At 72.8% G+C, this 26,311-nt stretch carries 28 protein-coding genes and 1 tRNA gene; 10 read left to right on the top strand and 19 right to left on the bottom strand.

Annotation, left to right across the window (positions count from 1 at the left end; genetic code table 11):
• Positions 1 to 2: 2 nt before the first annotated feature.
• Positions 3 to 341, bottom strand: a complete 339-nt coding sequence (locus ABZV94_RS13120; protein ID WP_356340278.1) for an SsgA family sporulation/cell division regulator — start codon at positions 339 to 341, stop codon at positions 3 to 5.
• 149 nt (positions 342 to 490) lie between these two features.
• Here ABZV94_RS13120 and ABZV94_RS13115 point away from each other — a divergent pair, with 149 nt between their 5' ends.
• The 6 genes from ABZV94_RS13115 (at position 491) to ABZV94_RS13090 (ending at position 5,295) form a co-directional block, all read left to right on the top strand.
• Positions 491 to 1,534, top strand: coding sequence for an energy-coupling factor ABC transporter permease (locus ABZV94_RS13115; RefSeq protein ID WP_356340277.1), 1,044 nt, complete (start codon positions 491 to 493; stop codon positions 1,532 to 1,534).
• Complete coding sequence (gene cbiQ, locus ABZV94_RS13110; RefSeq protein WP_356340276.1) at positions 1,534 to 2,295, top strand: cobalt ECF transporter T component CbiQ; 762 nt, start codon at positions 1,534 to 1,536, stop codon at positions 2,293 to 2,295. The genes ABZV94_RS13115 and cbiQ overlap by 1 nt, the downstream gene beginning before the upstream one ends.
• On the top strand, positions 2,283 to 3,041 hold the full coding sequence (locus tag ABZV94_RS13105; protein ID WP_356340275.1) for an ABC transporter ATP-binding protein: 759 nt from the start codon (positions 2,283 to 2,285) through the stop codon (positions 3,039 to 3,041). Before cbiQ ends, ABZV94_RS13105 begins: the two co-directional genes overlap by 13 nt.
• Positions 3,038 to 3,502, top strand: coding sequence for a MarR family transcriptional regulator (locus ABZV94_RS13100; RefSeq protein WP_356340273.1), 465 nt, complete (start codon positions 3,038 to 3,040; stop codon positions 3,500 to 3,502). The genes ABZV94_RS13105 and ABZV94_RS13100 overlap by 4 nt, the downstream gene beginning before the upstream one ends.
• Positions 3,503 to 3,608: 106 nt before the next feature.
• Positions 3,609 to 4,055: an organic hydroperoxide resistance protein gene (locus tag ABZV94_RS13095; RefSeq protein WP_356340272.1), complete on the top strand. Its 447-nt coding sequence runs from the start codon at positions 3,609 to 3,611 to the stop codon at positions 4,053 to 4,055.
• 79 nt (positions 4,056 to 4,134) lie between these two features.
• The gene (locus ABZV94_RS13090) at positions 4,135 to 5,295 is read left to right on the top strand and encodes a serine hydrolase domain-containing protein (protein ID WP_356340271.1); all 1,161 of its coding nucleotides are present in this window, start codon (positions 4,135 to 4,137) and stop codon (positions 5,293 to 5,295) included.
• A 36-nt stretch (positions 5,296 to 5,331) separates the two neighbouring features.
• Here the strand turns inward: ABZV94_RS13090 and ABZV94_RS13085 are convergent, their stop codons facing one another.
• The 5 genes from ABZV94_RS13085 to ABZV94_RS13065 form a co-directional block, all read right to left on the bottom strand.
• Positions 5,332 to 5,607, bottom strand: a complete 276-nt coding sequence (locus tag ABZV94_RS13085) for a DUF1876 domain-containing protein (RefSeq protein WP_014673231.1) — start codon at positions 5,605 to 5,607, stop codon at positions 5,332 to 5,334.
• Positions 5,608 to 5,685: 78 nt separating this feature from the next.
• Positions 5,686 to 6,531 (bottom strand): DMT family transporter, encoded by an 846-nt coding sequence (locus ABZV94_RS13080; protein ID WP_356340269.1) that lies wholly within the window; start codon positions 6,529 to 6,531, stop codon positions 5,686 to 5,688.
• Positions 6,528 to 7,016 carry a YbaK/EbsC family protein gene (locus ABZV94_RS13075; protein WP_356340267.1) on the bottom strand — a complete coding sequence of 163 codons (489 nt, stop codon included), beginning with the start codon at positions 7,014 to 7,016 and terminating at the stop codon, positions 6,528 to 6,530. Before ABZV94_RS13075 ends, ABZV94_RS13080 begins: the two co-directional genes overlap by 4 nt.
• Positions 7,017 to 7,162: 146 nt before the next feature.
• Positions 7,163 to 9,367 carry an MMPL family transporter gene (locus ABZV94_RS13070; protein ID WP_356340266.1) on the bottom strand — a complete coding sequence of 735 codons (2,205 nt, stop codon included), beginning with the start codon at positions 9,365 to 9,367 and terminating at the stop codon, positions 7,163 to 7,165.
• Between the two features lie 104 nt (positions 9,368 to 9,471).
• Positions 9,472 to 10,074, bottom strand: a complete 603-nt coding sequence (locus tag ABZV94_RS13065; protein ID WP_356340264.1) for a TetR/AcrR family transcriptional regulator — start codon at positions 10,072 to 10,074, stop codon at positions 9,472 to 9,474.
• Positions 10,075 to 10,255: 181 nt separating this feature from the next.
• Here ABZV94_RS13065 and ABZV94_RS13060 point away from each other — a divergent pair, with 181 nt between their 5' ends.
• Entirely contained in the window at positions 10,256 to 13,564 is a 3,309-nt protein-coding gene (locus tag ABZV94_RS13060) for a S41 family peptidase (RefSeq protein ID WP_356340263.1), read from the top strand.
• A 77-nt stretch (positions 13,565 to 13,641) separates the two neighbouring features.
• On the opposite strand, the gene ABZV94_RS13055 is transcribed toward ABZV94_RS13060, so the two are convergent.
• The 4 genes from ABZV94_RS13055 to ABZV94_RS13040 all read right to left on the bottom strand — a co-directional run bounded on the left by ABZV94_RS13055 (position 13,642) and on the right by ABZV94_RS13040 (position 17,312).
• A complete protein-coding gene (locus tag ABZV94_RS13055; protein WP_356340262.1) occupies positions 13,642 to 13,863 on the bottom strand; it encodes a hypothetical protein in 222 nt (73 codons plus the stop codon).
• An 88-nt stretch (positions 13,864 to 13,951) separates the two neighbouring features.
• Entirely contained in the window at positions 13,952 to 14,836 is an 885-nt protein-coding gene (locus ABZV94_RS13050; protein ID WP_356340260.1) for an SDR family oxidoreductase, read from the bottom strand.
• Positions 14,833 to 15,786, bottom strand: a complete 954-nt coding sequence (locus tag ABZV94_RS13045; RefSeq protein WP_356340259.1) for an alpha/beta hydrolase — start codon at positions 15,784 to 15,786, stop codon at positions 14,833 to 14,835. The genes ABZV94_RS13050 and ABZV94_RS13045 overlap by 4 nt, the downstream gene beginning before the upstream one ends.
• Positions 15,783 to 17,312, bottom strand: a complete 1,530-nt coding sequence (locus ABZV94_RS13040; protein ID WP_356340258.1) for an NAD(P)/FAD-dependent oxidoreductase — start codon at positions 17,310 to 17,312, stop codon at positions 15,783 to 15,785. The genes ABZV94_RS13045 and ABZV94_RS13040 overlap by 4 nt, the downstream gene beginning before the upstream one ends.
• Positions 17,313 to 17,490: 178 nt before the next feature.
• Here ABZV94_RS13040 and ABZV94_RS13035 point away from each other — a divergent pair, with 178 nt between their 5' ends.
• The gene (locus ABZV94_RS13035; protein ID WP_356340328.1) at positions 17,491 to 18,111 is read left to right on the top strand and encodes a MerR family transcriptional regulator; all 621 of its coding nucleotides are present in this window, start codon (positions 17,491 to 17,493) and stop codon (positions 18,109 to 18,111) included.
• A 27-nt stretch (positions 18,112 to 18,138) separates the two neighbouring features.
• On the opposite strand, the gene ABZV94_RS13030 is transcribed toward ABZV94_RS13035, so the two are convergent.
• Positions 18,139 to 18,942: an exodeoxyribonuclease III gene (locus tag ABZV94_RS13030; RefSeq protein ID WP_356340256.1), complete on the bottom strand. Its 804-nt coding sequence runs from the start codon at positions 18,940 to 18,942 to the stop codon at positions 18,139 to 18,141.
• Positions 18,943 to 19,023: 81 nt separating this feature from the next.
• Here ABZV94_RS13030 and ABZV94_RS13025 point away from each other — a divergent pair, with 81 nt between their 5' ends.
• Positions 19,024 to 19,500 (top strand): GNAT family N-acetyltransferase, encoded by a 477-nt coding sequence (locus ABZV94_RS13025; RefSeq protein WP_356340255.1) that lies wholly within the window; start codon positions 19,024 to 19,026, stop codon positions 19,498 to 19,500.
• 150 nt (positions 19,501 to 19,650) lie between these two features.
• Here ABZV94_RS13025 and ABZV94_RS13020 read toward each other — a convergent pair.
• The 7 genes from ABZV94_RS13020 to galU form a co-directional block, all read right to left on the bottom strand.
• Positions 19,651 to 19,724, bottom strand: a tRNA-Ala gene (locus ABZV94_RS13020).
• Positions 19,725 to 19,815: 91 nt separating this feature from the next.
• The gene (gene glpR, locus ABZV94_RS13015) at positions 19,816 to 21,087 is read right to left on the bottom strand and encodes a gephyrin-like molybdotransferase receptor GlpR (protein ID WP_356340254.1); all 1,272 of its coding nucleotides are present in this window, start codon (positions 21,085 to 21,087) and stop codon (positions 19,816 to 19,818) included.
• Positions 21,088 to 21,263: 176 nt separating this feature from the next.
• Entirely contained in the window at positions 21,264 to 21,902 is a 639-nt protein-coding gene (locus ABZV94_RS13010; RefSeq protein WP_356340327.1) for a GNAT family protein, read from the bottom strand.
• Complete coding sequence (locus tag ABZV94_RS13005; RefSeq protein ID WP_356340253.1) at positions 21,899 to 22,402, bottom strand: MogA/MoaB family molybdenum cofactor biosynthesis protein; 504 nt, start codon at positions 22,400 to 22,402, stop codon at positions 21,899 to 21,901. Before ABZV94_RS13005 ends, ABZV94_RS13010 begins: the two co-directional genes overlap by 4 nt.
• Complete coding sequence (moaC, locus tag ABZV94_RS13000) at positions 22,399 to 22,911, bottom strand: cyclic pyranopterin monophosphate synthase MoaC (RefSeq protein ID WP_030650393.1); 513 nt, start codon at positions 22,909 to 22,911, stop codon at positions 22,399 to 22,401. Before moaC ends, ABZV94_RS13005 begins: the two co-directional genes overlap by 4 nt.
• 84 nt (positions 22,912 to 22,995) lie before the next feature.
• Complete coding sequence (glp, locus tag ABZV94_RS12995) at positions 22,996 to 24,318, bottom strand: gephyrin-like molybdotransferase Glp (RefSeq protein WP_356340252.1); 1,323 nt, start codon at positions 24,316 to 24,318, stop codon at positions 22,996 to 22,998.
• Entirely contained in the window at positions 24,315 to 25,226 is a 912-nt protein-coding gene (gene galU / locus ABZV94_RS12990) for a UTP--glucose-1-phosphate uridylyltransferase GalU (protein WP_132785284.1), read from the bottom strand. The genes glp and galU overlap by 4 nt, the downstream gene beginning before the upstream one ends.
• A gap of 70 nt (positions 25,227 to 25,296) precedes the next feature.
• Here galU and ABZV94_RS12985 point away from each other — a divergent pair, with 70 nt between their 5' ends.
• Positions 25,297 to 25,941: a 5-formyltetrahydrofolate cyclo-ligase gene (locus ABZV94_RS12985; RefSeq protein WP_356340251.1), complete on the top strand. Its 645-nt coding sequence runs from the start codon at positions 25,297 to 25,299 to the stop codon at positions 25,939 to 25,941.
• A 72-nt stretch (positions 25,942 to 26,013) separates the two neighbouring features.
• Here ABZV94_RS12985 and ABZV94_RS12980 read toward each other — a convergent pair.
• A partial coding sequence (locus ABZV94_RS12980; RefSeq protein WP_356340249.1) for a penicillin acylase family protein occupies positions 26,014 to 26,311 on the bottom strand: 298 nt, incomplete at its 5' end.

Genomic DNA, 26,311 nt, shown 5'->3' with positions numbered 1-26,311 from the left:
GGTCAGCCCCGCACGGGCTCGACGGTGTAGGTGCGGCGCAGGAACCGCACCAGCGTCTTCGACTCGAACTGCACCACTTCGACGCCGTCGTCGGTGTGGAACTCGACCACCGCCTGGACGCGCCCGCAGGGCCACACCCGGACGTCGCCGCTCTCGGCCGGCGCCCGCAGTCCCCGTTCGAGGAGCGCGCGGGAGAAGGTCCACTCGTGCGGTCCGGGAAGCCCGACCCGGACGGAGCGGGGATCGGCGTCGGGGTCGTACCGCAGCACGACGGGCACGGCCCCGGGATCCTCCTCGTCCGTGACGATATGAGCGCGCGCGTACTGTTCGACTACAGACATCGGACCGCCCTCTCACGCACGGTGACCTATGTGAAAGCTGTGCATCCGCTTTCCTCCCAGAGTCGCACATTTTCCTGTTCGCGCCTCGGTGAGAGACGAGACTTCGTCTCTCTTGCAAAGCGTTCGCAACAAGGGCCTAAAATCGTACGGTGCATGTACCTGACGGATTCATCGACGCCCCGACCTCCGCGGTCACCGCAGTGGTCGCCGCCGGCGCCCTCGCGGTGAGCCTGCGCGGCGCCCGACGCGAACTCGACGAGCGGACGGCCCCGCTGGCCGGCCTGGTGGCGGCGTTCATCTTCGCCGTGCAGATGCTCAACTTCCCGGTGGCCGCCGGGACCAGCGGCCACCTCCTGGGCGGCGCCCTGGCCGCGATCCTCGTCGGCCCGTACACAGCCGTCCTGTGCGTGTCGGTCGTGCTGCTCATGCAGGGCGTGCTGTTCGCCGACGGCGGTCTGACCGCGCTCGGTGTGAACATCACCGACATGGCGATCGTCACGACGGTCGTCTCCTACGCCGTCTTCCGGGTCCTGCTCGCCGTGCTGCCCCGCAAGCGGCGCTCGGTGACCGTGGCCTCCTTCGTCGCCGCGCTGGTGTCCGTGCCGGCCGCCGCCGTGGCTTTCACGCTGATCTACGCCATCGGCGGCACCACCGACGTCTCCCTCGGCAAGGTCGCCACCGCGATGATCGGCGTCCATGTGCTGATCGGCATCGGGGAGGCGGTCATCACCGCGCTGACGGTCGGCGCGGTGATCGCCGTACGCCCGGACCTGGTGTACGGCGCGCGCGGCCTGCGGCAGCGGCTCCAGTTGCGCGTGAACGGCGCGCTGGTGGACGCGCCCGCTCCCACGGCGCCCGTGGCGGCGCGCACCTCGCGCCGCACGCTGTGGGTGACCGGGCTCGTCACCTCCCTCGTCCTCGCCGGCTTCGTCAGCTTCTACGCCTCCGCGAACCCCGACGGCCTGGAGAAGGTCGCGCACGACCAGGGGATCGACAAGAAGGCCAAGGAGCACGCCGGCGCCGGCTCGCCGCTCGCCGACTACGGGGTCAAGGACGTCTCCGACGCCCGGCTGTCCGGCGGCCTCGCGGGCGTGATCGGCGTCGGCGTCACGGTCGTCGCGGGCAGCGCGGTGTTCTGGGCGCTGCGCAGGCGCCGCAGCGACGACGTCTCTCCCGTGAACACCGGCGTCTGATGGGGGCGGGACACGCGCACCGGCTGTACCGGCACGGGCACTCGCCCGTGCACGGCCTGCCGCCGCACACCAAGCTGGCCGCCGCGTTCCTGTTCGTGGTGGTCGTCGTGTCGACCCCGCGCGAGGCGATGTGGGCGTTCGCGGTGTACGCCGGGCTGCTCGCGGCCGTCGCCCACCAGGCGCGCGTGCCCGCCCGTTTCCTGCTCGGGCGGCTGCTGATCGAGGTGCCGTTCGTCGCGTTCGCGGTGCTCATGCCGTTCGTGGCGGAGGGCGAGCGGGTGCACGTGCTGGGGCTCTCGCTCAGCGTGAACGGGCTGTGGGGCGCCTGGAACGTGCTCGCCAAGGGCACCCTGGGCGTCGCCGCCTCCGTGCTGCTGGCCGCCACCACCGAGCTGCGCGAACTCCTGCTCGGGCTGCAACGGCTGAAGCTGCCGCCGCTGCTCGTGCAGATCGCCTCCTTCATGATCCGCTACGGCGACGTCATCACCGACGAGATGCGCCGGATGCGGATCGCCCGGGAGTCGCGCGGCTTCGAGGCGAAGGGCGTACGGCACTGGGGGGTGCTCGCCAAGTCCGCCGGCGCGCTGTTCATCCGGTCCTACGAGCGGGGGGAGCGCGTGCACCTCGCCATGGTGAGCCGGGGGTACGCCGGTTCCATGCCGGTCATCGACGAGGTGACCGCGTCCGGTGCCCAGTGGCGGCAGGCCCTGGCACTCCCCTGCGCCGCCCTCGTCGTCTGTCTGCTGGGATGGTTCCTGTGACTGCTTCTCTCGAGGTCTCCGGCCTCGCCTTCGCCTACCCGGACGGGCACCAGGCCCTGTTCGGGGTGGACTTCTCGATCGCGCGCGGGGAGCGGGTCGCCCTGCTCGGCCCGAACGGCGCCGGCAAGACGACCCTGGTGCTGCACCTCAACGGCATCCTGGGCGGCGGGACCGGCACGGTGACCGTGGCCGGGCTCCCGGTGTCCGGGCAGCACATGGCCGCGATCCGGCAGAAGGTCGGCATCGTCTTCCAGGACCCGGACGACCAGCTCTTCATGCCGACCGTGCGGGAGGACGTGGCGTTCGGGCCGGCCGCCGCCGGGATCAAGGGGGCCGCGCTGGAGGAGCGGGTGCACACCGCCCTGGAGCGGGTCGGGATGCGGGAGTTCGCCGACCGGCCGCCGCACCACCTGTCGTTCGGACAGCGCCGCCGGGTCGCGGTGGCCACCGTGCTCGCGATGGAGCCGGAGATCCTGGTCCTGGACGAGCCGTCCTCCAACCTGGACCCGGCCTCGCGCCGCGAACTCGCCGACATCCTGCGCTCGCTGGACGTCACGGTCCTCATGGTCACGCACGACCTGCCGTACGCCCTGGAGCTGTGCCCGCGCTCCCTCATCCTCAGCGACGGCGTCATCGCGGCGGACGGCCCGACCGGCGCGCTGCTGTCCGACCAGGAGCTGATGCGGGCACACCGGCTGGAGCTGCCGTTCGGGTTCGACCCCGCGTCCGTGACAATGGGCGCGTGACGAACGAGGACCCGGCCGTCGACGGCTCGCTGCTGCTGGACGACCAGCTGTGCTTCGCGCTGTACGCCGCCCAGCGGGCCGTGACCGCCGCGTACCGTCCGCTGCTGGACGACCTCGGGCTCACCTATCCGCAGTACCTGGTGCTCCTGGTGCTGTGGGAGCGCGGGGAGATCAGCGTGAAGGAGCTGGCGCGCGCCCTCCGGCTGGACTACGGCACCGTCTCGCCGTTGCTGAAGCGGCTGGAGGGGGCGGGGCTGGTGCGCAGGGAGCGCGCGGCGGACGACGAGCGCTCGGTGCTGGTCGCGTGCACCGGGCGCGGCGAGGAACTCAGGGGGCGTGCGGCGCGCGTACCCGGGGCGCTGCTCACGACCACAGGGCTCGGGGCCAGGGAGATCGCGCGGCTGCGCGAGGAGTTGTGGAGGCTGACCGAGCGCGCCCACGCGGCGGCGGACCGGTACTGATCACGCGTTACCCGCGGTTGCCCACCCTGCCGGTACACCCTGACCTACCGGCCAGTACCTTGTGCACGATGTACTTGTGCGCCACTTGTTCCGGGGGAGGCCGGCCATGACCGAGGGCACCGCCGTCGACACGCGTCCGACGAAGATCATGTATGTCGCCGAGGCCACCGCCCACGGCGGCCGCAACGGCTATGTCACCAGTCAGGACGGGCAGATCGGGCTGAAGGTCGCGATGCCCCCGGCGCTGGGTGGCGACGGCGACGGCACCAACCCGGAGCAGCTGTTCGCGGCCGGCTACAGCTCCTGCTTCCACAACGCGCTGATCCTGGTGGGCAACCGCGAGGGCTACGACCTGACCGGCTCCACCGTGGCCGCGAAGGTCGGCATCGGCCCGAACAAGCACCGCGGCTACGGCCTCGCGGTCGCCCTCAGCGTCTCCCTGCCGGTGCTGGACGCCGAGGTGGCGGCCCGGCTGGTGGACGCGGCGCACGAGGTGTGCCCGTACTCGAACGCGACGCGCGGCAACATCGACGTAACGATTCTGTTGGGCTGATCCCGCCGAGGAATCGCAGGCGTCCACCCCGTGTTGCACCCACTGTCGCAGGAGGAACGAGGCGGAAGGGACGGCGGGCGTGGACGTGAACGGCACTGTGGCCGAGGGCTTCGAGCCGGTCAGGGAGGCGTTCGCCGCGAACTTCGCGCTGCTCGGCGAGCGCGGGGCGGCCGTCGCCGTCTACCGGGACGGACACCGGGTCGTGGACCTGTGGGCCGGCACCCGGGACGTGGACGGAACCGCTCCCTGGCAGCACGGGACCGCGCAGATCGTGCGCTCCGCGACCAAGGGCGTCGCCGCCGCCGCGCTGCTGCTCCTGCACCAGCGCGGCGAGCTGGACCTGGACGCCCCGGTCGGCACCTACTGGCCGGAGTTCAAGGCGGCCGGCAAGGAGCGCACGCGCGTACGGGACCTGCTCGCGCACCGCGCGGGCGTGCCCGTGCTGGACCGTCCGCTGACCCCGGCCGAGGCCGCCGACCCCGACCTGGGCGCCGCCGCCGTCGCCGCGCAGGCCCCCGTGTGGGAGCCGGGCACGGACCACGGCTACCACGCCCAGACCTACAGCTGGCTCACCGGCGAGCTGCTCCGCCGGATCACCGGCCGCCCGGTCGGCGAGTGGATCGCGGACGAGATCGCCGGGCCGGTCGGCGCGGACCTGTGGCTCGGCCTGCCCACGTCGGAGCACGCGCGCGTCGGCCGCGTCGGCCCGGTGGACGCGCCCGAGACCGCGGGCGGTCTGAAGACCCGCCCCAAGCGGGCGGTGGCCGAGGCCTACGCCGACCCGGACTCCCTGACCCGCCGCGCGTTCGCGGCGATCAGCCCGCTCCCCGACGAGAACGACCCCGGCTACCGCGCCGCCGCCCTGCCCGCTTCCAACGGCATCGCCACGGCCGACGGACTGGCCCGCTTCTACGCCTCGCTCATCGGCGACGTCGACGGCGGGACCCGGCTGTTCACCCCTCGGACCACGCAGCTGGCCCGCACGGAGCAGTCCGCCGGGCCGGACCGGGTCCTGGTGGTGGGCACCCGCTTCGGCCTCGGCCACATGCTGCACGGCGCCGCGTCCCCGCTGCTCTCCCCCACCTCCTTCGGCCACCCCGGACGCGGCGGCGCGCTCGGCTTCGCCGATCCGGACACCGGCATCGCCTTCGGCTACGTCACCAACGGCTTCCGGCAGAGCGTCACGGCGGACCCGAGGGCGCAGGCGCTGGTACGAGCGGTCCGCACGGCGCTCTCCTGAACCTCGCGTGCCCCCGGCGCACGCCGGGCGCGCGTGTCACACGTGGATCGGGTGCGAGGTCCGTCCGGACGCCTGGTCGATCTCCTCGTGGGCCTTGGTCAGCAGCTGCATGGCGAGTTCGTTGAGGGCGCGGGCACCGGCGATCTCCTCGCCGACCCGGGGCTGGTTCGCGTCGACGTTGTGCCGGCTGGCGCGGCCGTGGGCCCGCACCTCGGAACCGTCGGGCAAGCGCACCAGCGCCGCCGCGCGCGTGTGCTGATCGTCCTCCATGAACTCCATCTCGATGTGCCATCCCACAGCCGTGTGCATCATGACGACCACCTCCGAAAACCGCTGCTTCCAGGGTGCGCCACGGCACCCCGGCCCGTCATGTCGGCGCCGTGTCCGGCGCTAACCGGCCCGCAGCATCAGCCCGATCCCCACGACCACCAGGCCCGCCGCGGCGATCCGGGGCGCCCCGAAGCGCTCCTTGAAGAACAGCGCCCCGATGGCCGCGCCGACGATGATGGACGACTCGCGCAGGGCGGCGACGGGGGCGAGCGCGGCCCGGGTCTGGGCCCACAGCACCAGGCCGTACGCGGCGACGGACAGAGCGGCGCCGAGGAACCCGAGGGCGGCGTACGGCCGGAGCAGCCGGACGGTGCCGGCACGCGCGCGTGCGTAGAGGAACGCGGGCAGCGCCGCTCCCTGGACGGCCATGAGCCAGGCGATGTACCCGAGGGACGTGCCCGAGGCCCGTACGCCCATGCCGTCGATGACGGTGTACGCGGCGATGGTCACACCGGTCGCGAGGGCCGCGCCGATCGCGGCCCAGTCGGGCCGCCGCCCGCGCAGTCCCCACAGCCCGACCCCGCCGAGCCCCAGGCAGGACACGGTGACGCCGGCGCTCGCCCAGGCGCCGGGAACCTCGTGGGCGAAGACGGCGGCGAGCACGGTGACCAGGAGCGGGGCGCTGCCGCGCGCGATGGGGTAGGCCTGCCCGAAGTCGCCCAGCCGGAAGGAGGTCATCAGCAGCGCGTAGTAGGCGATGTGCACGGCGGCGGAGGCGAACAGGTACGGCCAGGCGGGCCCCGCCGGGAACGCCGTGAACGGTGCCGCCGCGAGCCCGATCAGCAGCCCGCCGCCGGAGATCAGGGCGAAGCCGACGAGCTTGTCGGTGATGCGGTGCGCGATGGCGTTCCAGCTGGCGTGGGTGACGGCGGCGAGCAGGACGGCCGTCGCGACCAGCGGCGTCACGCGCGCTGCTCGCGCACGTCCACCAGCGTCGCGCCCGCGTGGGCGACGAGTTCCTTCGGCTCGATCGGGAAGACGGTGTGCGGCGTGCCGGCCGCCGCCCACACCACGTCGTACGCGAGCAGCGAACGGTCGGCGAGGACCCGGGTGCGCGTGCGGTGCCCGAAGGGCGGCACCCCGCCGATGGCGTACCCGGTGGTCTCGCGCACGAGCCCGGCGTCGGCCCGGGTGACCTTCCCGGCGCCCAGCTCCTGCCGCACCCGCTCGACGTCCACCCGGGAGGCCCCGTCCATGAGCACCAGCACGGGCACCCCGTCGGCGGCGAAGACCAGCGACTTGCAGATCTGGCTCAGCTCGCAGCCGATGGCGGCGGCGGCCTCGGCGGCGGTCCGGGTCGCCTCGGGGAAGCTGCGTACCCGCGGCAGCAGCGCCCCCAGTCCCGACTCCTCCACGGCGGCGGCGAAACGAGGATGGGCGGTCGTCGTCATACGCGGCACGGTAGCGGGTCCCCGCGCGACGGACGAAACGCATTCCGGCCGGGCGGACGCCGTGCGGTGACGGCGGGAAGCCGGTGAGGGTGCAGCCCCGTCCCCACGGGCACCCTCACCGGCGGCTCTGTGTCAGGAGCGGTACGTCAGGCGCGTACCAGCTCCTTCTCCGCCCCGGAGTCGGCGTGGGTGCGCAGGCCCTCGCCCTCCACGTCCACGTTGGGCAGCGCGCGGTCCAGCCACTTCGGCAGCCACCAGGCCCGCTTGCCGAGCAGGGCGAGGACCGCCGGGACGATGGCCATGCGGACGAGGAACGCGTCGAAGAAGACGGCGATGGCGAGGCCGAAGCCGATCATCTTGACCATCGACTCGCTGGACCCGATGAAGCCGGAGAAGACGGCCATCATGATGACGGCGGCGGCGGTCACCACCCGGGCGCCGTGCCTGAAGCCGGTCACCACCGCCTGGCTGGGCTTCTCGCCGTGGACGTACGCCTCCCGCATGCGGGTCACGAGGAACACCTCGTAGTCCATCGCGAGGCCGAAGACGACGCCCACCATGAAGATCGGCATCATCGACATGACCGGGCCGGTCTCCTCGACGTTCATCAGGCCGGACAGCCAGCCCCACTGGAAGACCGCGACCACGGCGCCGAGGGCCGCCATCACGCTGAGCAGGAAGCCGAGGGCCGCCTTCAGCGGGACCAGGATCGAGCGGAAGACCACGATCAGCAGGAGGAAGGCGAGGCCGACCACCAGGGCCAGGTACGGCAGGAGCGCGTCGTTCAGCTTCTGCGAGACGTCGATGTTCATCGCCGTCGAGCCGGTGACCAGGACCTGGGAGTCGGTCTCGCGGGCGATGTCCGCGCCCTTGTCCCGGATGGCGTGCACCAGGTCCTCGGTGGTGGTCGAGGACGGCTTGGAGTCGGGGACGACCGTGATCGTCGCGGTGTCGCCGGCCTTGTTGGGCGTGGCCGGGGTGACCGTGACGACGTCCTTCAGGCCCTTGATCTCGTCGCCGACCTCGGCGAACGCGGCCTTGGGGTCGGGGCTGTCCTTGGCGTCGACGACGATCATCAGCGGACCGTTGAAGCCGGGCCCGAAGCCCTCGGAGAGCAGGTCGTAGGCGCGGCGCTGGGTGGTGGAGGTCGGCTGGGAGCCGTCGTCGGGCAGACCCAGTTCCAGCGAGGCGGCCGGGATCGCCGCGGCGCCGAGGCCGAGCACGCCGAGCAGCAGGACGGCGACCGGGCGGCGGACGACGAAGCTCGCCCAGCGGGTGCCCATGTTGGGGCGGCCCGGCTTCTTCGGCGTACGGCCGCCGCCGAGCAGCCTGCTCTTCTGGCCGGCCGGCTTGATCCTGCGGCCGGCGTAGCCGAGCAGTGCCGGGATCATGGTGAGGGCGATGAGGACGGCGATGGCGACCGTGCCCGCCGCGGCGATGCCCATCTTCGTCAGCATGGGGATGTTGACGACGGACAGGCCGACCAGGGCGATGACGACGGTGAGGCCGGCGAAGACGACCGCCGAGCCCGCCGTGCCGACGGCGCGTCCGGCCGCGTCCTCGCGCTCGCGGCCCTCGGCGAGTTCGGCGCGGTAGCGGGAGACGATGAAGAGGGCGTAGTCGATGCCGACGGCGAGGCCGATCATCGAGGCCAGGGTCGAGGTGGTGGAGCCCAGGTCCAGGGCGCTGGCGAGCGCGGTGATGGCGGAGACGCCGATGCCGACGCCGATGATGGCGGTGAGCAGCGGGAATCCGGCCGCGAGCAGCGAGCCGAAGGTGATGACCAGGACGACCGCGGCGACCGCGATGCCGATGATCTCGCTGGAGCCGGTCTCGGGGGTCGCGCTCAGCGCGTCACCGCCGACCTCGACGGTGAGACCCGCGTCCCGCGCGTCCTGGGCGGCGTCCTTCAGGGCGTCCTTGGAGGAGTCCTCCAGCTCCATGCCGGAGACCTTGTACTTCACCGAGGCGTAGGCGATGGTGCCGTTCTTGCTGACGGCGTGCCCGGTGTAGGGGTCGGCGACGGAGGCGACCTCCGAGCCGCTTCCCAGCTCCTTGACGGTCTTCTCGACGGTCGCCTTGTTGACGGCGTCCGTCATCTTCTCGCCCTTCGGGGCCTTGAAGACGACCCGGGCGGTGGCGCCGTCGGCGCTCATCCCGGGGAAGCGCTGTTCCAGCAGGTCGAAGGCCTTCTGGGCCTCGGTACCGGGGATGGAGAAGGACGTGTTGCCGGCGGCCGGCGCGGAGGCGGCGCCCACCCCGGCGAGGGTGAGCAGCGCGACCCATATGAGGGCGACGAAGTGCCGTCGCCGGAAGGCGAGGCGGCCGAGTTTGTAGAGGAACGTGGCCACGGAGGCGTACTCCCGGTCAGGTCGTTGGGTTCAGCTGGGCAGGGGTGATCAGCCCGACGACGTGAGCGGTGACGTCAGGTGGTGGGCTTGCTGGGGAAGAGCGTTCAGCTCGCGCGAACGCCGAGGGCGGGGAGGACCACGGCGTCGATGTACGAAAGGAGGAAGTCCTGTGTCGGCGGCTGTTCGTCGATCATGGTGCGGGCGGCGAACGCGCCGACCATCATGTGCATCACGAACCCGAGCGCCGGGTTGTCCGCACGGACCTCGCCCCGGTCGATCGCCCGTTGCAGCACACGGCGGAAGTCCGCCATCTCCGGCTCGATGAGATGCTCCCGGAACGCCTTGAGCAGGTCCGGGTTGCCGTGCACCGCCATGGCCAGGCCCCGCATCAGCGCGGAGCTCTGTTCCATCTCGCAGTCGTCCGCACGCAGGGTGAGCGCGTGCAGATCGCCCTTGAGGGAGCCGGTGTCGACGTTCTCGGCCCGGCCCGGCTTGTTGTGCCGCACGGCCTTGGCGACCAGTTCGGCCTTGCCGCCCCACTGGCGGTAGAGCGTGGCCTTGCTGGATCGGGTGCGGGCGGCCACGGCGTCCATGGTCAGGGCGTCGTAGCCGACCTCGCGGAGCAGGTCGAGCACGGCCTCGTACAGCTCGGCCTCGCGCTCGGGCGTGATCCGGCTACGACGTGTCGCCGCAACAGCTTCCGTCATGCCCGTCACCTTCCCGCTCCGGAGCCTTCGTCTTCGTACATCCATGACGATACCCCGCCCTCCAGCGAAACGAAACCGTTTCGTACGTGCGTTGGGTCACGAAGGTGAAGGGCCTGTAAGGAACCTGACAGCACCGGCCCCAGGAGTTGCCCGCGCCCTTTGACCGGAAAAGCATGGGGACGTGAGCTATCTGCGCCTTCCCCACCTCAGCGGCGACCTGCTGTGCTTCGTCGCGGAGGACGACCTCTGGCTGGCTCCCCTCGACGTCCCGGGCCGCGCCTGGCGGCTCACCGCGGACCGCACCAAGACCGGCCACCCGCGCTTCTCCCCCGACGGCCGCCGGATCGCCTACACGACCTGGCGCAGCCTCGTCCCCGAGATCCACCTCGTCGACGTCGACGGCGGCCCCGCACGCCAGCTGACGTACTGGGGCAGCGCCGACACCCAGGTGTGCGGCTGGACCCCGGACAGCGACATCCTGGCCGTGGCCTCCCACGGCCAGCCCTTCTCCCACTTCACCTGGGCCTACAAGGTCCCGGCCGACGGCGACCCCGGCGGACGGCTGCCCTGGGGCCCGGTCGCCGACATCCAGGTCGCCGACATCGCCGGCGAGCGCAGGACACTGCTGCTCACCGGCACCCCGCCGCACGAACCGGCCTCCTGGAAGCGGTACCGCGGCGGCGCCACGGGCCGCCTCTGGCTGCACGGGCGGCGCCTGCTGCCGGACCTCGACGGCCATCTGGCCTGCCCCGTGTTCGTCGCCGGCCGGATCGCCTTCCTCTCCGACCACGAGGGCGTCGGCAACCTCTACTCGTGCGCCCACGACGGCACCGACCTGCGCCGGCACACCGACCACGACGCCTTCTACGCCCGGCACGCCTCGAGCGACGGCGACCGGGTGGTCTACCAGTGCGCCGGCGACCTGTGGCTGGTGGACGACTTCTCCCCGGGCGGGACGCCGCGCAAGCTCGACATCCGCCTCGCCGGACCGCGCACCGGCCGCCGCCGCTACCAGGTGCCGGCCGCGCAGAACATCGACGGCATCTCCGTGGACGAGACCGGCCGGGCCAGCGCGGTCGTCGTCCGCGGCAGCCTGTACTGGCTCACCCACCGCGACGGACCGGCCCGCACGATCACCGACACGCCCGGCGTCCGGGTACGGCTGCCGGAGATGCTGGGCTCCACCGGGCAGGTCGCCTACGTCACCGACGCCGAGGGCGAGGACGCCGTCGAGATCGCCCACCTGCCCCGCGCCACCGGCGACCGCGCGCCCCGGCGGCTGGCCTCCGGCGCGCTGGGCCGGGTCCTGGAGATGGCCTGCGACCCCGAGGGCGAACGCCTGGCCGTGGCCTCGCACGACGGGCGGCTGCTGCTGATCGACGTACCGGAGGAGGGGACGGCGGGGCCGGAGGAAGCGCCGGCGGAGGGGGAGGAAGGGGCGGCGGGGCCGGACACCGCCGAGGCGGGGGCCGGGATCACCGAGCTGATCCGGTCCGTCAACGGCCCGGTCCGCGACCTCGCCTTCTCGCCCGACGGCTCCTGGCTCACCTGGTCGCACCCCGGCATCGGCCGCTCCCTGCGCCAGATCAAACTGGCCCGCATCAAGGACCGGCTGATCGTGGACGTGACGAACGGCCGCTTCGAGGACGAGAACCCGGTCTTCACCCGCGACGGCCGCTACCTCGCCTTCCTCTCCTGGCGCGGCTTCGACCCGGTCTACGACGTGCACACCGGCGACCTGTCCTTCCCGCTCGGCTGCCGCCCGTACCTGGTCCCGCTCTCCTCGGCGACCCCCTCCCCGTTCGCCCTCAACCCCGAGGGCCGCCCGGCCGCCGGCGGGCTCGATCCGCTGGAGGACGAGGAGACCGGCGAGGCCGGCATGGTGACGGTCGAGGTCGAGGGGCTGGCGGACCGGGTGACGCCCTTCCCGGTGATCGCCTCCAAGTACTCCGGGCTGTGCCCGGTCGCGGGCGGTGGACTGGTCTGGCTGCGCTGGCCGATCTCCGGCGCGCTCGGCGAGACCTTCGTCAACCCGGCCGACATCAGCGGACGCCCGACCCTGGAGTACTTCAACATCACCAAGGCGAAGAAGTCCGAACTGGTCGACCACCTGGACTGGTTCACGGTGAGCGGCGACGGCACCCGGCTGGTCGTCGTGGACGAGGGCGACCTGCGGGCCGTTCCGTCGACCGAGCTCGGCGACGCGGACTCGACCGTCTGGATCGACGTGCGCCGCATCCTGCACCAGGCCGACCCGCCCGCCGAGTGGCGCCAGGCCTACGACGAGGCGGGCCGCCTGATCCGCGCCTACTTCTGGGAGCCGGGCATGTGCGGCATCGACTGGGAGGCGGTGCTCGACCAGTACCGTCCGCTGGTCGAACGGGTCGCGTCCCCCGACGAGTTCGCCGACCTGCTCCGCGAGGTCCTCGGCGAGCTGGGCACCTCGCACGCCTACGTCACCGCCGCGCGCCGCAACGAGGGCCCGCCGCACTACCAGCGCTGGCAGGGCCTCCTCGGCGCCAACTTCGTCCGCCGGGACGGCCGCTGGGTGGTCAAGCGCATCCTGTCCGGCGACTCCTCCGACTCCAAGGCCCGCTCGCCGCTCGCCGGCACGGGCATCCGCGAGGGCGCCGTCCTCACCCACGTCGAGGGGCGCCCGGTCGACCCGGTGACGGGCCCGTACCCGCTGCTGGCCGGCTCGGGCGGTACGACGGTGGAGCTGACGTTCACCCCGTCCGAGGACGAGACCGGGCACGCCCGCCGGGTCGCCGTCGTCCCGCTCGTCGACGAGCGGCCGCTGCGCTACCAGGACTGGGTGGCCAAACGCCGCGAGGTCGTCCGCGAGCTGAGCGGCGGCAAGTGCGGCTACCTGCACATCCCCGACATGGGCGGCTCCGGCTGGGCCCAGTTCAACCGCGATCTGCGCATGGAGGTGTCCCGGCCGGCACTGATCGTCGACGTGCGCGGCAACGCGGGCGGGCACATCAGCGAACTCGTCATCGAGAAGCTGACCCGGACGATCCTGGGCTGGGACCTCACCCGGGACGCGCAACCGGTGTCGTACACCTCGAACGCCCCGCGCGGGCCCGTGGTCGCCCTGGCCGACGAGGCGACGTCCTCCGACGGCGACATGATCACCGCCGCCTTCAAGCTGCTGAAGCTCGGTCCGGTCGTCGGCCAGCGCACCTGGGGCGGAGTGGTCGGCATGACCGGCCGGCACCGCCTCGGCGACGGCACGGTCATCACCGTCCCGATGAACGCCGCCTGGTTCGACGCCTACGGCTGGTCCGTGGAGAACCACGGCGTCGCCCCCGACCTGGAGATCCTGCGCACCCCCCTGGACTGGGCGGAGGGCCGTCACGCCCAGCTCGCCGACGCCGTCGAACTCGCCCTCGAACTCCTGGAGTCCAACCCGGCGGCGGTCCCCCCGACCTACAGCGACGTCCCGAACCGATCCCGCCCGAAACTGCCCCCACGGGCGACTTCCTGAGCCACCCGGAACCGACGCAGGGTGCCCTCCCGGAAGAAGGGCACCCCACGTCAACCGGCCGAGGCCGAGCGCAGCGGTCAGGCGTCGTAGTCCCGGTCGAACCGGTCCTCCATCTGCTGCTCCGTGTCCTCGATGTCACGGTGGTTCTGGCCGCCCCGCTCCGGCGGCTGCTGGCCCTGACGGCCCTGCTGCTGACCCTGGCGGCCCTGCTGACCGCGCTGGCCGGCCTTCTCGCGGCCCTGGTCCATCTTCTCCTTGGCCTGGCGCGACTTGTCCTGGAACTGGTCCTTCATACCCATGTGGGTTCACTCCCGTGATGAGTGGGGGTCCGGCCCCTCGGTGGGGCCTCGACCAGATTCACACGGACGAACACCCTCTGCATGTCGATCAGTTACGCTGTGTAGCGCGCGCTGCCTCGTCAGCCGCCCCACCTGCGCCGACGAGCCCGGAGCGCATGTCCTTCAGGCGGGGCGCGAACCGCTTCATCTCGCGCTGCCCGACCGTCCCGATGAGCGCCGGCAGATAGCCGCGCACGCCCTGCATGCCGCGCAGCCACCACTGCCCGTACACGTGCGCGGAGCGCCGCTCGATGCCGGCGACGAGCCGGTCCACGGCGGGACCCAGCGGGTAGGTCTTGTTGGACGGCCACGGCAGCCGCTGCCGCAGCTCCCGCATGACGTCGTTCTCGTCGGCGCCGCGCACCATGTCGGTGTCCGTCCAGGACAGGTACCCGACGCCGACGCGGACGCCCTGGTAGCCGACCTCGGCGCGCAGACTGTGCGCGTAGGCCTCCACGCCCGACTTGGACGCGCAGTACGCCGTCATCATCGGCGCGGGTGTGATGGCGGCGAGCGAGGCGATCTGGAGCAGATAGCCGCGGCTCTCCACGAGCACCGGCAGGAACGCCCGCGCGGTCACCGCCGAACCGATGAGGTTCACCTCGATCACCCGCCGCCACGCCTGCGGATCGGAGTCGGCGAACGGACCGCCCGTCGCCACACCGGCGTTGGCGACCACGATGTCGACCTTCCCGAACCGCGCCTTGACCTCCTCGGCGACCCGGCTCATCGTCTCGTGGTCGGTGACGTCGGCGTACCAGTGGGCGCTGTCGCCGTGCAGCCGCCCGGAGACCTCCTTCAGCGCCTCCTCCTCCAGCCCGACCAGCGCCACCGTCGCGCCGCGCGCGGACAGTTTGCGCGCCAGCAGCTCACCGACGCCGCGTGCCGCCCCCGTGACGACCGCGACCTGCCCTTCGAGGCTGACCCTGCTCATGCGCCCTCCTTGATCTGCTCGGGGGTGGAACCGTGCTCGGGGGCAGCCCCCGTGACATACGTGCCGACGAGTTCCCGGATGCGGGCGGTCACCGGCTCGGGTGCCTCGACCGGGGTCATGTGACCGACGCCGGACAGCTCGGTCAGGCCGACGCAGTGCGGCAGCGCCGCGACCAGCGCACGGGCGTGCACCGGAGGCGTGAGCCGGTCGGACGCGCCGTGCAGCACGGCGGTGGGCGCGCTCAACCGCCGTACGCCGTGGTCGAGATCGAGCCCGGCGAGGACGACCGACCACGCGTGGCGCGCGGCGCGCGGGCAGGCGTGCACGATCCGCGCGCACGCGTCCACCATGTGCGGCTCCGAACCGGCGCCCATCGTGGCGTACTTGAGGATGCTCCGCGCGACCGGCGTGACCGGCCCGAGGGGCGCGCGGGACCCGAGGACGCGCCCGGTGATCCAGGTGCGCACGCGCCCGGCGCGCAGCGGCACCACCCGCGACTGGGCGACCAGCCGCGAACTCCCCGTGCTGCACAGCAGGACGGCGGCGGCGTGCTCCCGCAAACCGGGGCGCTCCGCCGCGGCCATCACCGTCATGCCGCCCATGGAGTGGCCGACGACGAGCGCCTTCTCCCCGCGCGTCAGCGTCTGCGCCAGCACCGCTTCCAGATCGTCCGCCAGCGCCCGGGTGGTGCAGGCGGGGCTCGCGGGACTGCGCCCGTGCCCCCTCTGGTCGTAGGCGATCACCCGGTGGTCGGCCGCCAGGTCCCGTATCTGGGCGGCCCAGAACGCCGTCGAACAGGTCCAGCCGTGGGCCAGGACGACCGGTGGCGCGTCCGCGGGGCCGTGCACCTCCACGTGCAGCCGCGCGCCGTCGGCGGAGACGGCGGTGAGGGTGCGGGCCGGGGCGGGCGGGGCGTAGGGGCCGGAGGTGACGTGGGCGCTCCGGCTCATGCGGCGGCCCCGCTCGGCCGGCCGGCCGGGGCGGCGCCGGCACCGGACACCGGCGCGGGCTTGCGCAGGACCTCGTACTCCGCGAGGTCCACCCGCCGGGTGGCGCGCCGGAACTCGGTCGTCGTACCGGGCCAGATGGTGGTGTTGCGGCCGCTCGCGTCCAGGTACCAGCTGGTGCAGCCGCCGGTGTTCCACACGGTCCGCTCCATGCGCTGCTGCACCCGGTCGTTCCAGGCGTCGACCGCGGCCGGCCGGGCGTCGAGGGCGGTACGGCCGCCCAGGACGTCGAGCTGGCGCAGATAGTCGGCCATGTAGTTCAGCTGGGACTCGATCATGAGGATCATGGAGGAGTTCCCGAGGCCGGTGTTGGGCCCGATGATCGTCATCCAGTTCGGGAACCCGGCGGCCGACGCGCCGCGCAGTGCCCGCATGCCGTTCTTCCAGGACTCCGCGAGCGTGACGCCCGCCGCGCCGACCACGCGCTCGGCGATGGGCATGTCCGTGACGTGGAAGCCGGTGCCGAAGACGATCGCGTCGACCTCGGCCTCGGTGCCGTCGGCCGCCACGGCCGTGGACCCCCGGATCTCGCTCAGCCCGCCGGCGACGACGTCCACGTTCGGCTGGGCCAGCGCCGGATAGTACGTGCTGGACAGCAGGATCCGCTTGCAGCCGATGCGGTAGTCCGGGGTGAGTTTGGCGCGCAGGGCCGGGTCCTTGATCGCGCGGGCCATGTTCCGCCTGGCGAGCTGCTCGACCAGGCCGAGTTCGTCCGGGTGCTTGGTGAAGGCCTGCACCTGGAGCTCGCGGATGCCCCACAGCAGTGCGCGCCGGGCCTGGGCGGTGGCGGGCAGCCGGCGGTGCAGCCAGCGCTCGGCGCCGCTGATGGCGCGGTCGACGCGGGGCATCACCCAGGGCGGGGTGCGCTGGAAGAGGGTGAGCCGGCCGGCCTGCGGCTGGATGGCGGGGACGATCTGGATGGCGGAGGCGCCGGTGCCGACCATGGCGACCCGCTTGCCGCGCAGGTCGTAGTCGTGGTCCCAGCGGGCGGAGTGGAACACCTTGCCGGGGAAGGACTCCAGGCCGGGGATGTCGGGGATCTTCGGGTCGGACAGCGGCCCGGTGGCGGAGACGACCACGTCGGCGGTCAGCGTGCCGCGCGTGGTCTCGACGGTCCACCACAGGTTCTCGGTGTCCCAGGTCATCAGCTTGACCTCGGAGTCGAAGCGGATGTGCGGGCGCAGTCCGAAGAGGTCGGTGACGTGCTCCAGGTAGGCGCGGATGTGCCGCTGCCCGGAGAAGGTGCGCGGCCAGTCCGGGTTGGGGGCGAAGGAGAAGGAGTAGAGGTGCGAGGGCACGTCACAGGCGCACCCGGGGTAACTGTTGTCCCGCCAGGTGCCGCCGACGCTGTCCGCCCGCTCCAGGACGACGAAGTCGGTGATTCCCTCGCGGCGCAGCCGCACGGCGGCCCCCAGCCCGCCGAACCCGGACCCGATCACCGCCACCCGTACATGCTCGTGCTCGGCCATCCCGAAGCCTCCACGCGTCACCTAGGAACTCTGCCAGTGAACACTGGCGCAATGGGACTGTAGAGCAGCCGCCTACCGAGCGGTAGGGGGCGGGCGAAGGAAAGTTACCGTCGGTACGCCATAGGCTGCGGTCGTGGCAGAGGACGCGGAACACCCCCCGGTCAGGCGCGAGTACCGCATGGAGGAGCTGGCCCGACTCGCGGGCATCACCGTGCGCACCCTGCGCTTCTACCGCGAACGCAAGCTGATACCGCCACCCCGCCGCGAGGGCCGCATCGCCTGGTACGACGACCACCACCTGGCCCGGCTGCGCACCATCGCGGCCCTCCTGGAGCGCGGCCACACCCTCAACGGCATCGCGGAACTCGCCGACGCCCTCGACCAGGGCCGCGACGTCGCCGACCTGCTCGGCGTCGGCACCCCCACCGAGGAGGAGCCCGTCCGCCTCACCCCCGAGCAACTCGCCGCCCGCTTCGAGGGCGAGGTCACGGCCGAGAACCTGGCCGCCGCCCTGAAGCTGGGCTACCTCGGCACCGACGGCGACGAGATCGTCCACATCAGCCGGCGCCTGCTCGACGTCTCCTCCGCCCTGGTCCGCGAGGGCATCCCCCTCGCGGAGGTGCTGGCGGCCGGCGCCCGCGTCCGCGAACACGCCGACGCCCTGGCCGGACTCTTCACCGACCTGATCCTGCGCCACGGCCCCGAGGAGAACCTGCGCCGACTGCGCCCGCTGGCCCGCAGCGTCGTGGAGGCGGAACTCTCCCTGGCGCTGGACCGGCGGCTGAACAAGCGGGACTGACCGGGTGGGACCGGCCGGACACGGGGGCTAGAGGTCGTAGACGACCGTGACCGGCGCGTGGTCCGACCAGCGCTCGGCGTGCGTGGCCGCGCGCTCGACCAGGCCCTTGACCGCCTTGCCGGCCAGTCCCGGCGTGGCGACGTGGTAGTCGATGCGCCAACCCGAATCGTTGTCGAAAGCCCGCCCCCGGTACGACCACCAGGTGTACGGACCCTCCGCCTCCGGGTGCAGGGCGCGGACGACGTCGACGTACCCGCCGTCCTCGGCGGCGAACACCCGGCCGAGCCAGTCCCGTTCCTCGGGCAGGAAGCCGGAGTTCTTGGTGTTGCCGCGCCAGTTCCTGAGGTCGGCCTGCCGGTGGGCGATGTTCCAGTCGCCGCAGACGAGGACCTCGCGCCCGTCGGCGGCGGCCCGCTCGCGCAGTTCCTTCAGGTGGGCGAGGAACTCGCCCATGAAGCGGATCTTCTCGTCCTGCCGCTCGGTGCCGACCTCACCGGAGGGCAGGTAGAGGGAGGCGACGGTGACGCCGGGCAGGTCGGCCTCGACGTAACGGCCGCTGCCGTCGAACTCCGACGAGCCGAAGCCGACGCGGACGCGGTCGGGCTCGCGCCGGGTGTAGAGGGAGACGCCCGCGCGGCCCTTGGCGGCGGCCGGGGCGTGCACGACGTGCCAGCCGTCGGGCCGGCGGACCTCCTCGGGCAGCTGGTGCGGTTCGGCCCGCACCTCCTGAAGGCAGAGGACGTCCGCGTCCGTCCCGGCGAGCCATTCCACGAAGCCCTTCTTCGCGGCGGCCCGCAGCCCGTTCACGTTCACCGAGGTCACAGTCAGCACCCGGGCACGATACCGGCACACTGGTCCGGGTCCGCAAAATCCGGGGACCCCCGCCGACTGCATAGAAGTACGATACCCAGCATGATTATCCGCCGCGTTCGTTTCGATCACCCCGACGCCGTCAAACTCAACGACGAGGTCCAGGAGGAATACCACCAGCGCTACGGCGACGGGGGCGACGCCACGGTCCTGGACGCCGCCGACTTCGACCCGCCCCGGGGTGTGTACCTGATCGCGTACGACGAGCGCGACCGCCCCGTGGCCACCGGCGGCTGGCGCAGCCAGGACCGCAACGAGGAGGGCAACGAGGACGGCGACGCGGAACTCAAGCGGATGTTCGTCGTCGCGGAGATGCGCGGCCGGGGCCTGGCCCGCCGCATGCTCGCGGCCCTGGAGGAGGACGCCCGCGCGGCCGGCCGGGTCCGCATGGTCCTGGAGACGGGCACCAAGCAGCCGGAGGCCATCGCCCTGTACGCCTCCAGCGGCTACGAGCCGTGCGCGAAGTTCGGCTACTACCGGCACCACGAGGAGAGCCTCTGCTACGCCAAGCGGCTCTGACCGCGGGGGCGGTGAAGCCGCTGCCCCACGGTGTACGCCGACCGCTTCCCGGACGACTTCCGGGAGGTGGGCGGGGGCCATGATCAGTTCGCTGCCGTCCGACACGTCAAAGCCCCGGTCGGGAGATCCCGACCGGGGCTTTGAGCTGCGTGGACCTGAGGGGATTTGAACCCCTGGCCCCCTCGATGCGAACGAGGTGCGCTACCGGACTGCGCCACAGGCCCTTGCAACGAGTGAAACTTTAGCATCCCGATCGGCGTGCTTGGAAATCCGCTCCCTGACTGGTCAGAGCGCAGGTCTCCGGGGTGACCCGGGTCACTCGTTGGCCGCGCGCGGGCGGTCGCCGTCGTCGTACTGGTCGAACTGGTCGAACTGATCGAAGAGGGGCGTGCGTCCCCGTTCCCGTGCCCGGCGGGCGGCGGCCGCGGCGGAGGCCCCGCCGCGCGAGCGGGACCGGGGGTGCGGGCGTCCCTCGCCGCGCCCGCCCGCCGTCCCGTCCGCCTTCTCCCCGGGCTCCGGCTCCGGCTCGCGTGTCTCGCCCTCCTTGGCGTGGCCCGCCTCATGCTCCGGCACGACCGTGCTGGACCGCGCCGAGCTCCAGGTGTCGGGGGCCCCGAGATCCACGTCGGAGGTGGCCCGCGGGGCGACCGGCGCGGTGACGTACGTCGGCAGCGGCACCGGCACCGGGTCCCAGCTGTCCCCGTGGCCGGGCCGCCGCTGCCGCTCGCGCTGCTGGTCGACCCACTCGGCGTGGTCGGTCTGCTCGACGAGGGCGCGCCGGTCGGCGGCGAGCGCGGACAGGCCGGTGCCGGTCTCGGTGGCCTGCCCCTCCTGCGGTTCCTCGGCGCCCGGTGCCGCGTCGACGGGCGGGCGCCGGCGCGGCTGGCGCTCGCGCAGGCGCTGGGCCGCGGCTTCGGCGCGGCGGCGGTCCATCTGGTAGGCGAACCGGCGGCGCTCCTGCGTCCGCAGATGGGCGATGTACGCGCTGAGCAGCACGGCGGGCACGCCGGGAGCCCAGAGGAAGGCGAGGCCGCCGACGGCGGCGACGATCGCGCCGAGCGTGAAGGCGAGGAAGAGCATCACGGTGGTGCGCCGGCGGCGCGCGAGCACCTTGGAGCGCTGGGCGCGTGCCGCGGCCGACTGCGCCGACGGCGCGCTCCGTGCTGCCGGTTCACGCTGCTGGACCGGTGGGGTCCCGGACGCGGGCGCGGGCGCGGAGACGGGCCGGGAGGCCGGGACGGAGGCGTGGTCGCCCGCCGCTTCGGGGCCGTCGGGCGCCTCGGGCTCGGCCTCCGCGGCCACCTGACGGCGGGTCGGAGGCACGGCGAAGGCCCGGACGTCCACCGAGTCGGTGACGGCGTCCGGATCGACGGCGTCCGGCTCCCCCTCCTGGGCGGAGCGCGCCCGCAGGTCCCTGGCGTACCGGCGCTCCATACCCGCCCGTCCGGACAGCAGCCGGATGGCGGTGCTGAAGCGTTCCGTCGGACGGGCCTCGTTCAGCTCGTCCTGCCTACGGAGCCACATCGGCACCAAGTAGGCGGCCCAGGCCCCGACAATGACTGCGTAGATGAGGCCGCTGCTGCTCACGCTCACACCGTAGAGGGGTTTGCGCGAGGCCATCCGCCAATTGGGCCGGTGTGTCGCACGATCCGGCTCATATTTCCAGCATTTTTTGCGACCCTTGCGATCAGAGGACCACCGCAGCCGGGAATTCAGCGCCCCGAGACGGTCAACCGCCGATCATTTTCGAACACATATTCAATTCACTGGCTCTCGGTCCGCTGGCTCCCGCGAGAGCGTGCCCGCTTCCACCGCGCGAGCAAACCGTCGGGCACCTCTTCCGCGGTGAGCGCGAACACGAGATGGTCGCGCCAGGCGCCGTCGATGTGCAGATAACGGGGCCGGAGCCCCTCCTCGCGGAATCCGAGTTTCTCCACGACCCGCCGGCTCGGCCGGTTCTCGGGGCGAATGCAGACCTCGATGCGGTGCAGGCCGACGGTGCGGAAACAGTGGTCCACCACGAGCGCTACGGCCGTCGGCATCACCCCGCGCCCGGCCACCGCCTCGTCCACCCAGTAGCCGACGTGCCCCGAGCACATGGACCCCCAGGTGATCCCGGCGACCGTCAACTGCCCGACCAGCTGCCCCTGGTACTCGATGACGAACGGCAGCATCCGGCCCGCGTTCGCCTCGGAGCGCAGGTGCCGGACCATCTGGCGGTAGGTCGGCCGGTGCGCGATCGGCCCGCTCGGGGTGGGCGGCGGGATCGTCGCCTCCCACGGGCGCAGCCAGTCGCGGTTGCGCCGGTTCACCTCGCGCCAGGCCCGCTGGTCGCGCAGCTTTATCGGCCGGAGGACGACATCGCCGTCCGCCAGTACGACAGGCCAGGAAGGGCTGTTCAGCTCGCACCCCCCGTACCACCGGGTCTCGGGTGGTCACCGCCGCGGATCTGGTCGACGGCGTGGATCAGCAGGGGCTCCAGCACGGCGAGGCCGTCGCGCACCCCGCCGGTCGACCCGGGCAGGTTGACGATCAGCGTGCGCCCGGCCACCCCGGCCAGACCCCGGGACAGCGCGGCGGCCGGCACCTTCTCCCGCCCGTACGCGCGGACGGCCTCCGCGATGCCCGGCACCTCGTGGTCGATCACCGCGCGGGTCGCCTCGGGCGTGCGGTCGGTGGGCGACAGGCCGGTGCCGCCGGTGGTGACGACCACGTCGTACCCGGAGGCGACTCCCGCGCGCAGGGCCGCCTCCACGGGGTCGCCGTCGGGGACGACCCGCGGGCCGTCGACGTCGAACCCGAGGCTCTTGAGGCCCTCGGCGAGCAGCGGGCCGCCCCTGTCCGCGTAGACGCCCGCGGCGGCGCGGTTGGAGGCGGTGATCACCAGAGCGCGGTAGGTCATGCCCGGCTCCAGTCGCCCGACTTGCCGCCCGTCTTCTCCTCCACCCGTACGTCCGTGATGACCGCTCCCTTGTCGACCGCCTTGACCATGTCGATCACGGTGAGCGCGGCGACCGTCACGGCGGTGAGGGCCTCCATCTCGACGCCCGTGCGGTCCGTGGTCTTCACGGTGGCCCGGATCTCCACGGCGTCGTCCGCGACCGACAGGTCCAGTGTCACACCGGACACCGACAGCGGGTGGCACAGCGGGATCAGATCCGGGGTGCGCTTGGCCCCCATGATCCCGGCGATCCGCGCGGTGGCCAGGGCGTCCCCCTTGGGCACGCCCTCGCCGCGCAGCAGCTCGACCACGCGTGGTGCGACGAGGACCCGGCCGCTGGCACGGGCGGTGCGCGCGGTCACGTCCTTGCCGGACACGTCGACCATGCGGGCCGCGCCCGCCTCGTCGATGTGCGTCAGTCGGTCCTGCGCAGGGGCTCCGGGGGTCTCCCCCCGGGAAGGCTGGGTCATGGCTGTGGCGCTCCCGGTCCGGGCCCGGCGCGGTGCGGCGCGCGGGCCTGCTGTGCGCGACACGGTACCGCCAAGCCACGGGGCTCAGCCGAGCAGGACCACCTCGACCTCGCTGCCGGGCTCGACGGACTCCACGTCCTCCGGCACGACGATCAGCGCGTCCGCCCGCGCCAGCGCGGCGACCAGGTGGGACCCGGCACCGCCCACGGGGGTCACCTCGCCGTCGGCGTACGTGCCGCGCAGGAACTGCCGGCGCCCCTTCGGCGAGCGCAGCGCCGCGTCCGCCTTGAGAGCGGCCCGCGCGCGGGGCCGGTGCAGGTCCGTGAGGCCCATCAGCGCGCGGATGGCGGGCCGGACGAACAGCTCGAAGGAGACGTACGACGACACGGGGTTGCCGGGCAGCGCCAGCAGCGGGGTGTGGTCGGGGCCGATGGAGCCGAAGCCCTGGGGCTTGCCGGGCTGCATGGCGAGCCTGCGGAACTCGACGCCGCCGCCCGGCTCGTCCGCGTCCCCGGCGTACGACAGCGCCTCCTTGACGACGTCGTACGCCCCGACGCTCACCCCGCCCGTGGTCACCAGCAGGTCGGCGCGGATGAGCTGGTCCTCGATGGTGGAGCGGAGCGTCTCGGCGTCGTCGGCGACGGCGCCCACCCGGTAGGCGATGGCGCCCGCGTCCCGTGCGGCGGCGGTGAGGGCGAAGCTGTTGGAGTCGTAGATCTGCCCGCCGGCCAGTTGCTCGCCGGGCTGGACCAGTTCGCTGCCGGTGGACAGCACGACCACGCGCGGGCGGGGGCGCACGCGCACCGTGCCGCGGCCGATCGCGGCGAGCAGCCCGATCTGCGGCGGGCCGAGGATCGTCCCGGCCTCCAGGGCGAGGTCCCCGGCCTTCACGTCGCTGCCCCGGGCCCGCACGTGCGCGCGTGCCTCGGCGGGGCGGTACACGTGCACGTGTCCCTCGGCGCCCTCGGGGGCCAGGCTGCGCGCCCGCATGCCGCCGACCGGGCCCTCGCCGAGCCCGCCGTCGGTCCACTCGACGGGGACGACGGCCTCGGCGCCGGGCGGCAGGGGCGCGCCGGTCATGATGCGCGCGGCCTGTCCGGGGCCGACCCGCACCGGTTCGGCCGCGCCGGCCGCGACGTCCCCGACGACCTCGAGGACGGCCGGGAACTCCTCCCCGGCGCCCGCCACGTCCGCGACCCGCACCGCGTACCCGTCCATGGAGCTGTTGTCGAACGGCGGCAGGGACACCGGCACCGTGACGTCGTCGACCAGGACGCAGCCCTGGGCGTCGAGCAGTTGCAGCTCGATGGGTTCGAGGGGGCGGACGGTCGAGAGGATGTCCTCCAGATGCTCGTCCACCGACCACAGGTCGTCCGGGCCGGCGGGGCGGGTCGCGGCGCTGCTCAAGATTGCTGCATCTCCTCGGCTACGTAACTGCGAAGCCAGGTCCGGAAGTCCGGGCCCAGGTCTTCACGTTCGCACGCGAGTCTGACAATGGCACGCAGGTAGTCGCCACGGTCACCGGTGTCGTAGCGGCGGCCCTTGAAGACGACGCCGTGCACCGGGCCGCCGACCTTCTCGTCCTGCGCGAGCTGCTGGAGGGCGTCGGTGAGCTGGATCTCGCCGCCGCGGCCCGGCTCGGTCTTGCGCAGTATGTCGAAGACGTGCGGGTCGAGGACGTAGCGGCCGATGATCGCGTAGTTCGACGGCGCGTCCGCCGGGTCCGGCTTCTCGACCAGTCCCGTCACCTTGACGACGTCACCGTCGGCGGTGGCCTCCACGGCCGCGCAGCCGTAGAGGTGGATCTGCTCGGGCGCGACCTCCATCAGCGCGACCACGCTGCCGCCGTGCCGCTCCTGGACCTCGATCATGCGCGCGAGCAGCGGGTCCCGCGGGTCGATCAGGTCGTCACCGAGGAGGACGGCGAAGGGCTCGTGGCCGACGTGCGGGGCGGCGCACAGCACGGCGTGGCCGAGGCCCCGCGGGTCGCCCTGGCGCACGTAGTGCATGGTGGCCAGGTCGCTGGACTCCTGCACCTTCGCGAGCCGTTCGGCGTCGCCCTTCTTCTCCAGCGCCGATTCCAGCTCGTAGTTGCGGTCGAAGTGGTCCTCGAGAGGACGCTTGTTGCGCCCGGTGATCATCAGGACGTCGTCGAGCCCCGCCGACACGGCCTCCTCGACCACGTACTGGATCGCCGGCTTGTCTACGACCGGCAGCATCTCCTTGGGAGTGGCTTTGGTAGCCGGCAGGAACCGGGTGCCGAGGCCGGCTGCGGGAATGACAGCCTTGCTGATCCTGGGGTGGGACTGAGTCATGCCCGCAACCATATCCGGTGCCTTTGTGGGGAATCTGTGGCTCGGGTTGCTTGACCCTTGTATGACCTGCATGAGAAGGGCGCGAGGACGACCAGTGGAACACGACGGACGTACGGACCAGCCTGACAAGCGCGTGTTGCGGCGAGAGGTCCTCGCGGTGAGGAACAGGTTGACGGCGGATGACGTCCGGCTGGCGGGCCGCGCGCTCGCGGAGCGCGCCCTGGAGCTGCCCGAGCTGGCGCGCGGGCGCACGGTGGCGGCGTACGTGTCCGTGGGGGGCGAACCCGGCACGCTCGCTCTGCTGGACGCGCTGCGCGCGCGGGGCGTGCGCGTCCTGCTCCCCGCGCTGCTGCCCGACAACGACCTGGACTGGGGCGAGTACGCCGGCCCGGACTCCCTCGCGCGGGTGCAACACGGCGGGAAGATGGCGCTTTTCGAGCCCTCCGGCCCGCGTCTGGGCCCGGACGCCGTGACGGCCGCGGACGTGGTCCTGCTGCCCGGGCTCGCGGTGGACGCGCGCGGGATGCGCCTGGGGCGCGGCGGGGGGTCGTACGACCGGGTGCTGGCCCGGCTGGAGCGCGCGGGCGCGCACCCCCGGCTCGTGGTGCTGCTGTACGACACGGAGGTCGTCGCGCGCGTCCCGGCCGAGGCGCACGACAAGCCGGTGGACGCGGTGGTGACGCCGTCGGGAGTGCGCCGCTTCCCGCGCGGCTGACCCCGCTCCCGCGACGCGGGAACGGCCCTCCACGCGCGCGTGGAGGGCCGTTCCCGTGCTGGGCGCCGGTGGTCAGGGCCTGAGCACCAGGGTGTCGCTCGTGCTCTTGTCCACCGCCTTGCCCGAGAACGACCAGGGCAGCAGTTCGCCCTTGGCCCACTTGCTCGTCTGGTCCGTGTAGTGCGCGCTGAAGGCGTGCCCGGAGGCGCCGGTCAGGTTGATCCACTTGGACTTGTCGAGGTCGGCGAGGTTGACGACCATCCGCATGGACGGCACCCAGACCACGTTGTAGCCGCCGGCGGCGTTCCAGCCCGTGGCGTTCACCGTCGCCTCGCCGCCGCTGAGCTTCCAGGGGCCGCGGTTGAGGAGG

Source organism: Streptomyces sp. NPDC004658 (assembly GCF_040609555.1).
In the GTDB taxonomy this organism is placed as follows: domain Bacteria; phylum Actinomycetota; class Actinomycetes; order Streptomycetales; family Streptomycetaceae; genus Streptomyces.
The sequence above is the reverse complement of the archived record's forward strand: the minus strand, read 5'-3'. Positions and strand labels throughout refer to the sequence as shown.

What these genes read in the sequence shown, in the direction of transcription:
- ABZV94_RS13005 (WP_356340253.1), bottom strand. Translation starts at nt 22,402, where the DNA reads ATGACCTACCGCGCTCTGGTGATCACCGCCTCCAACCGCGCCGCCGCG.
- ABZV94_RS13025 (WP_356340255.1), top strand. Translation starts at nt 19,024, where the DNA reads ATGATTATCCGCCGCGTTCGTTTCGATCACCCCGACGCCGTCAAACTC.
- moaC (WP_030650393.1), bottom strand. Translation starts at nt 22,911, where the DNA reads ATGACCCAGCCTTCCCGGGGGGAGACCCCCGGAGCCCCTGCGCAGGAC.
- ABZV94_RS13050 (WP_356340260.1), bottom strand. Translation starts at nt 14,836, where the DNA reads ATGAGCAGGGTCAGCCTCGAAGGGCAGGTCGCGGTCGTCACGGGGGCG.
- ABZV94_RS13120 (WP_356340278.1), bottom strand. Translation starts at nt 341, where the DNA reads ATGTCTGTAGTCGAACAGTACGCGCGCGCTCATATCGTCACGGACGAG.
- ABZV94_RS13065 (WP_356340264.1), bottom strand. Translation starts at nt 10,074, where the DNA reads ATGACGGAAGCTGTTGCGGCGACACGTCGTAGCCGGATCACGCCCGAG.
- ABZV94_RS12985 (WP_356340251.1), top strand. Translation starts at nt 25,297, where the DNA reads ATGAGAAGGGCGCGAGGACGACCAGTGGAACACGACGGACGTACGGAC.
- ABZV94_RS13085 (WP_014673231.1), bottom strand. Translation starts at nt 5,607, where the DNA reads ATGATGCACACGGCTGTGGGATGGCACATCGAGATGGAGTTCATGGAG.
- ABZV94_RS13075 (WP_356340267.1), bottom strand. Translation starts at nt 7,016, where the DNA reads ATGACGACGACCGCCCATCCTCGTTTCGCCGCCGCCGTGGAGGAGTCG.
- ABZV94_RS13040 (WP_356340258.1), bottom strand. Translation starts at nt 17,312, where the DNA reads ATGGCCGAGCACGAGCATGTACGGGTGGCGGTGATCGGGTCCGGGTTC.
- ABZV94_RS13035 (WP_356340328.1), top strand. Translation starts at nt 17,491, where the DNA reads ATGGAGGAGCTGGCCCGACTCGCGGGCATCACCGTGCGCACCCTGCGC.
- cbiQ (WP_356340276.1), top strand. Translation starts at nt 1,534, where the DNA reads ATGGGGGCGGGACACGCGCACCGGCTGTACCGGCACGGGCACTCGCCC.
- ABZV94_RS13105 (WP_356340275.1), top strand. Translation starts at nt 2,283, where the DNA reads ATGGTTCCTGTGACTGCTTCTCTCGAGGTCTCCGGCCTCGCCTTCGCC.
- galU (WP_132785284.1), bottom strand. Translation starts at nt 25,226, where the DNA reads ATGACTCAGTCCCACCCCAGGATCAGCAAGGCTGTCATTCCCGCAGCC.
- ABZV94_RS13055 (WP_356340262.1), bottom strand. Translation starts at nt 13,863, where the DNA reads ATGGGTATGAAGGACCAGTTCCAGGACAAGTCGCGCCAGGCCAAGGAG.
- ABZV94_RS13045 (WP_356340259.1), bottom strand. Translation starts at nt 15,786, where the DNA reads ATGAGCCGGAGCGCCCACGTCACCTCCGGCCCCTACGCCCCGCCCGCC.
- ABZV94_RS13095 (WP_356340272.1), top strand. Translation starts at nt 3,609, where the DNA reads ATGACCGAGGGCACCGCCGTCGACACGCGTCCGACGAAGATCATGTAT.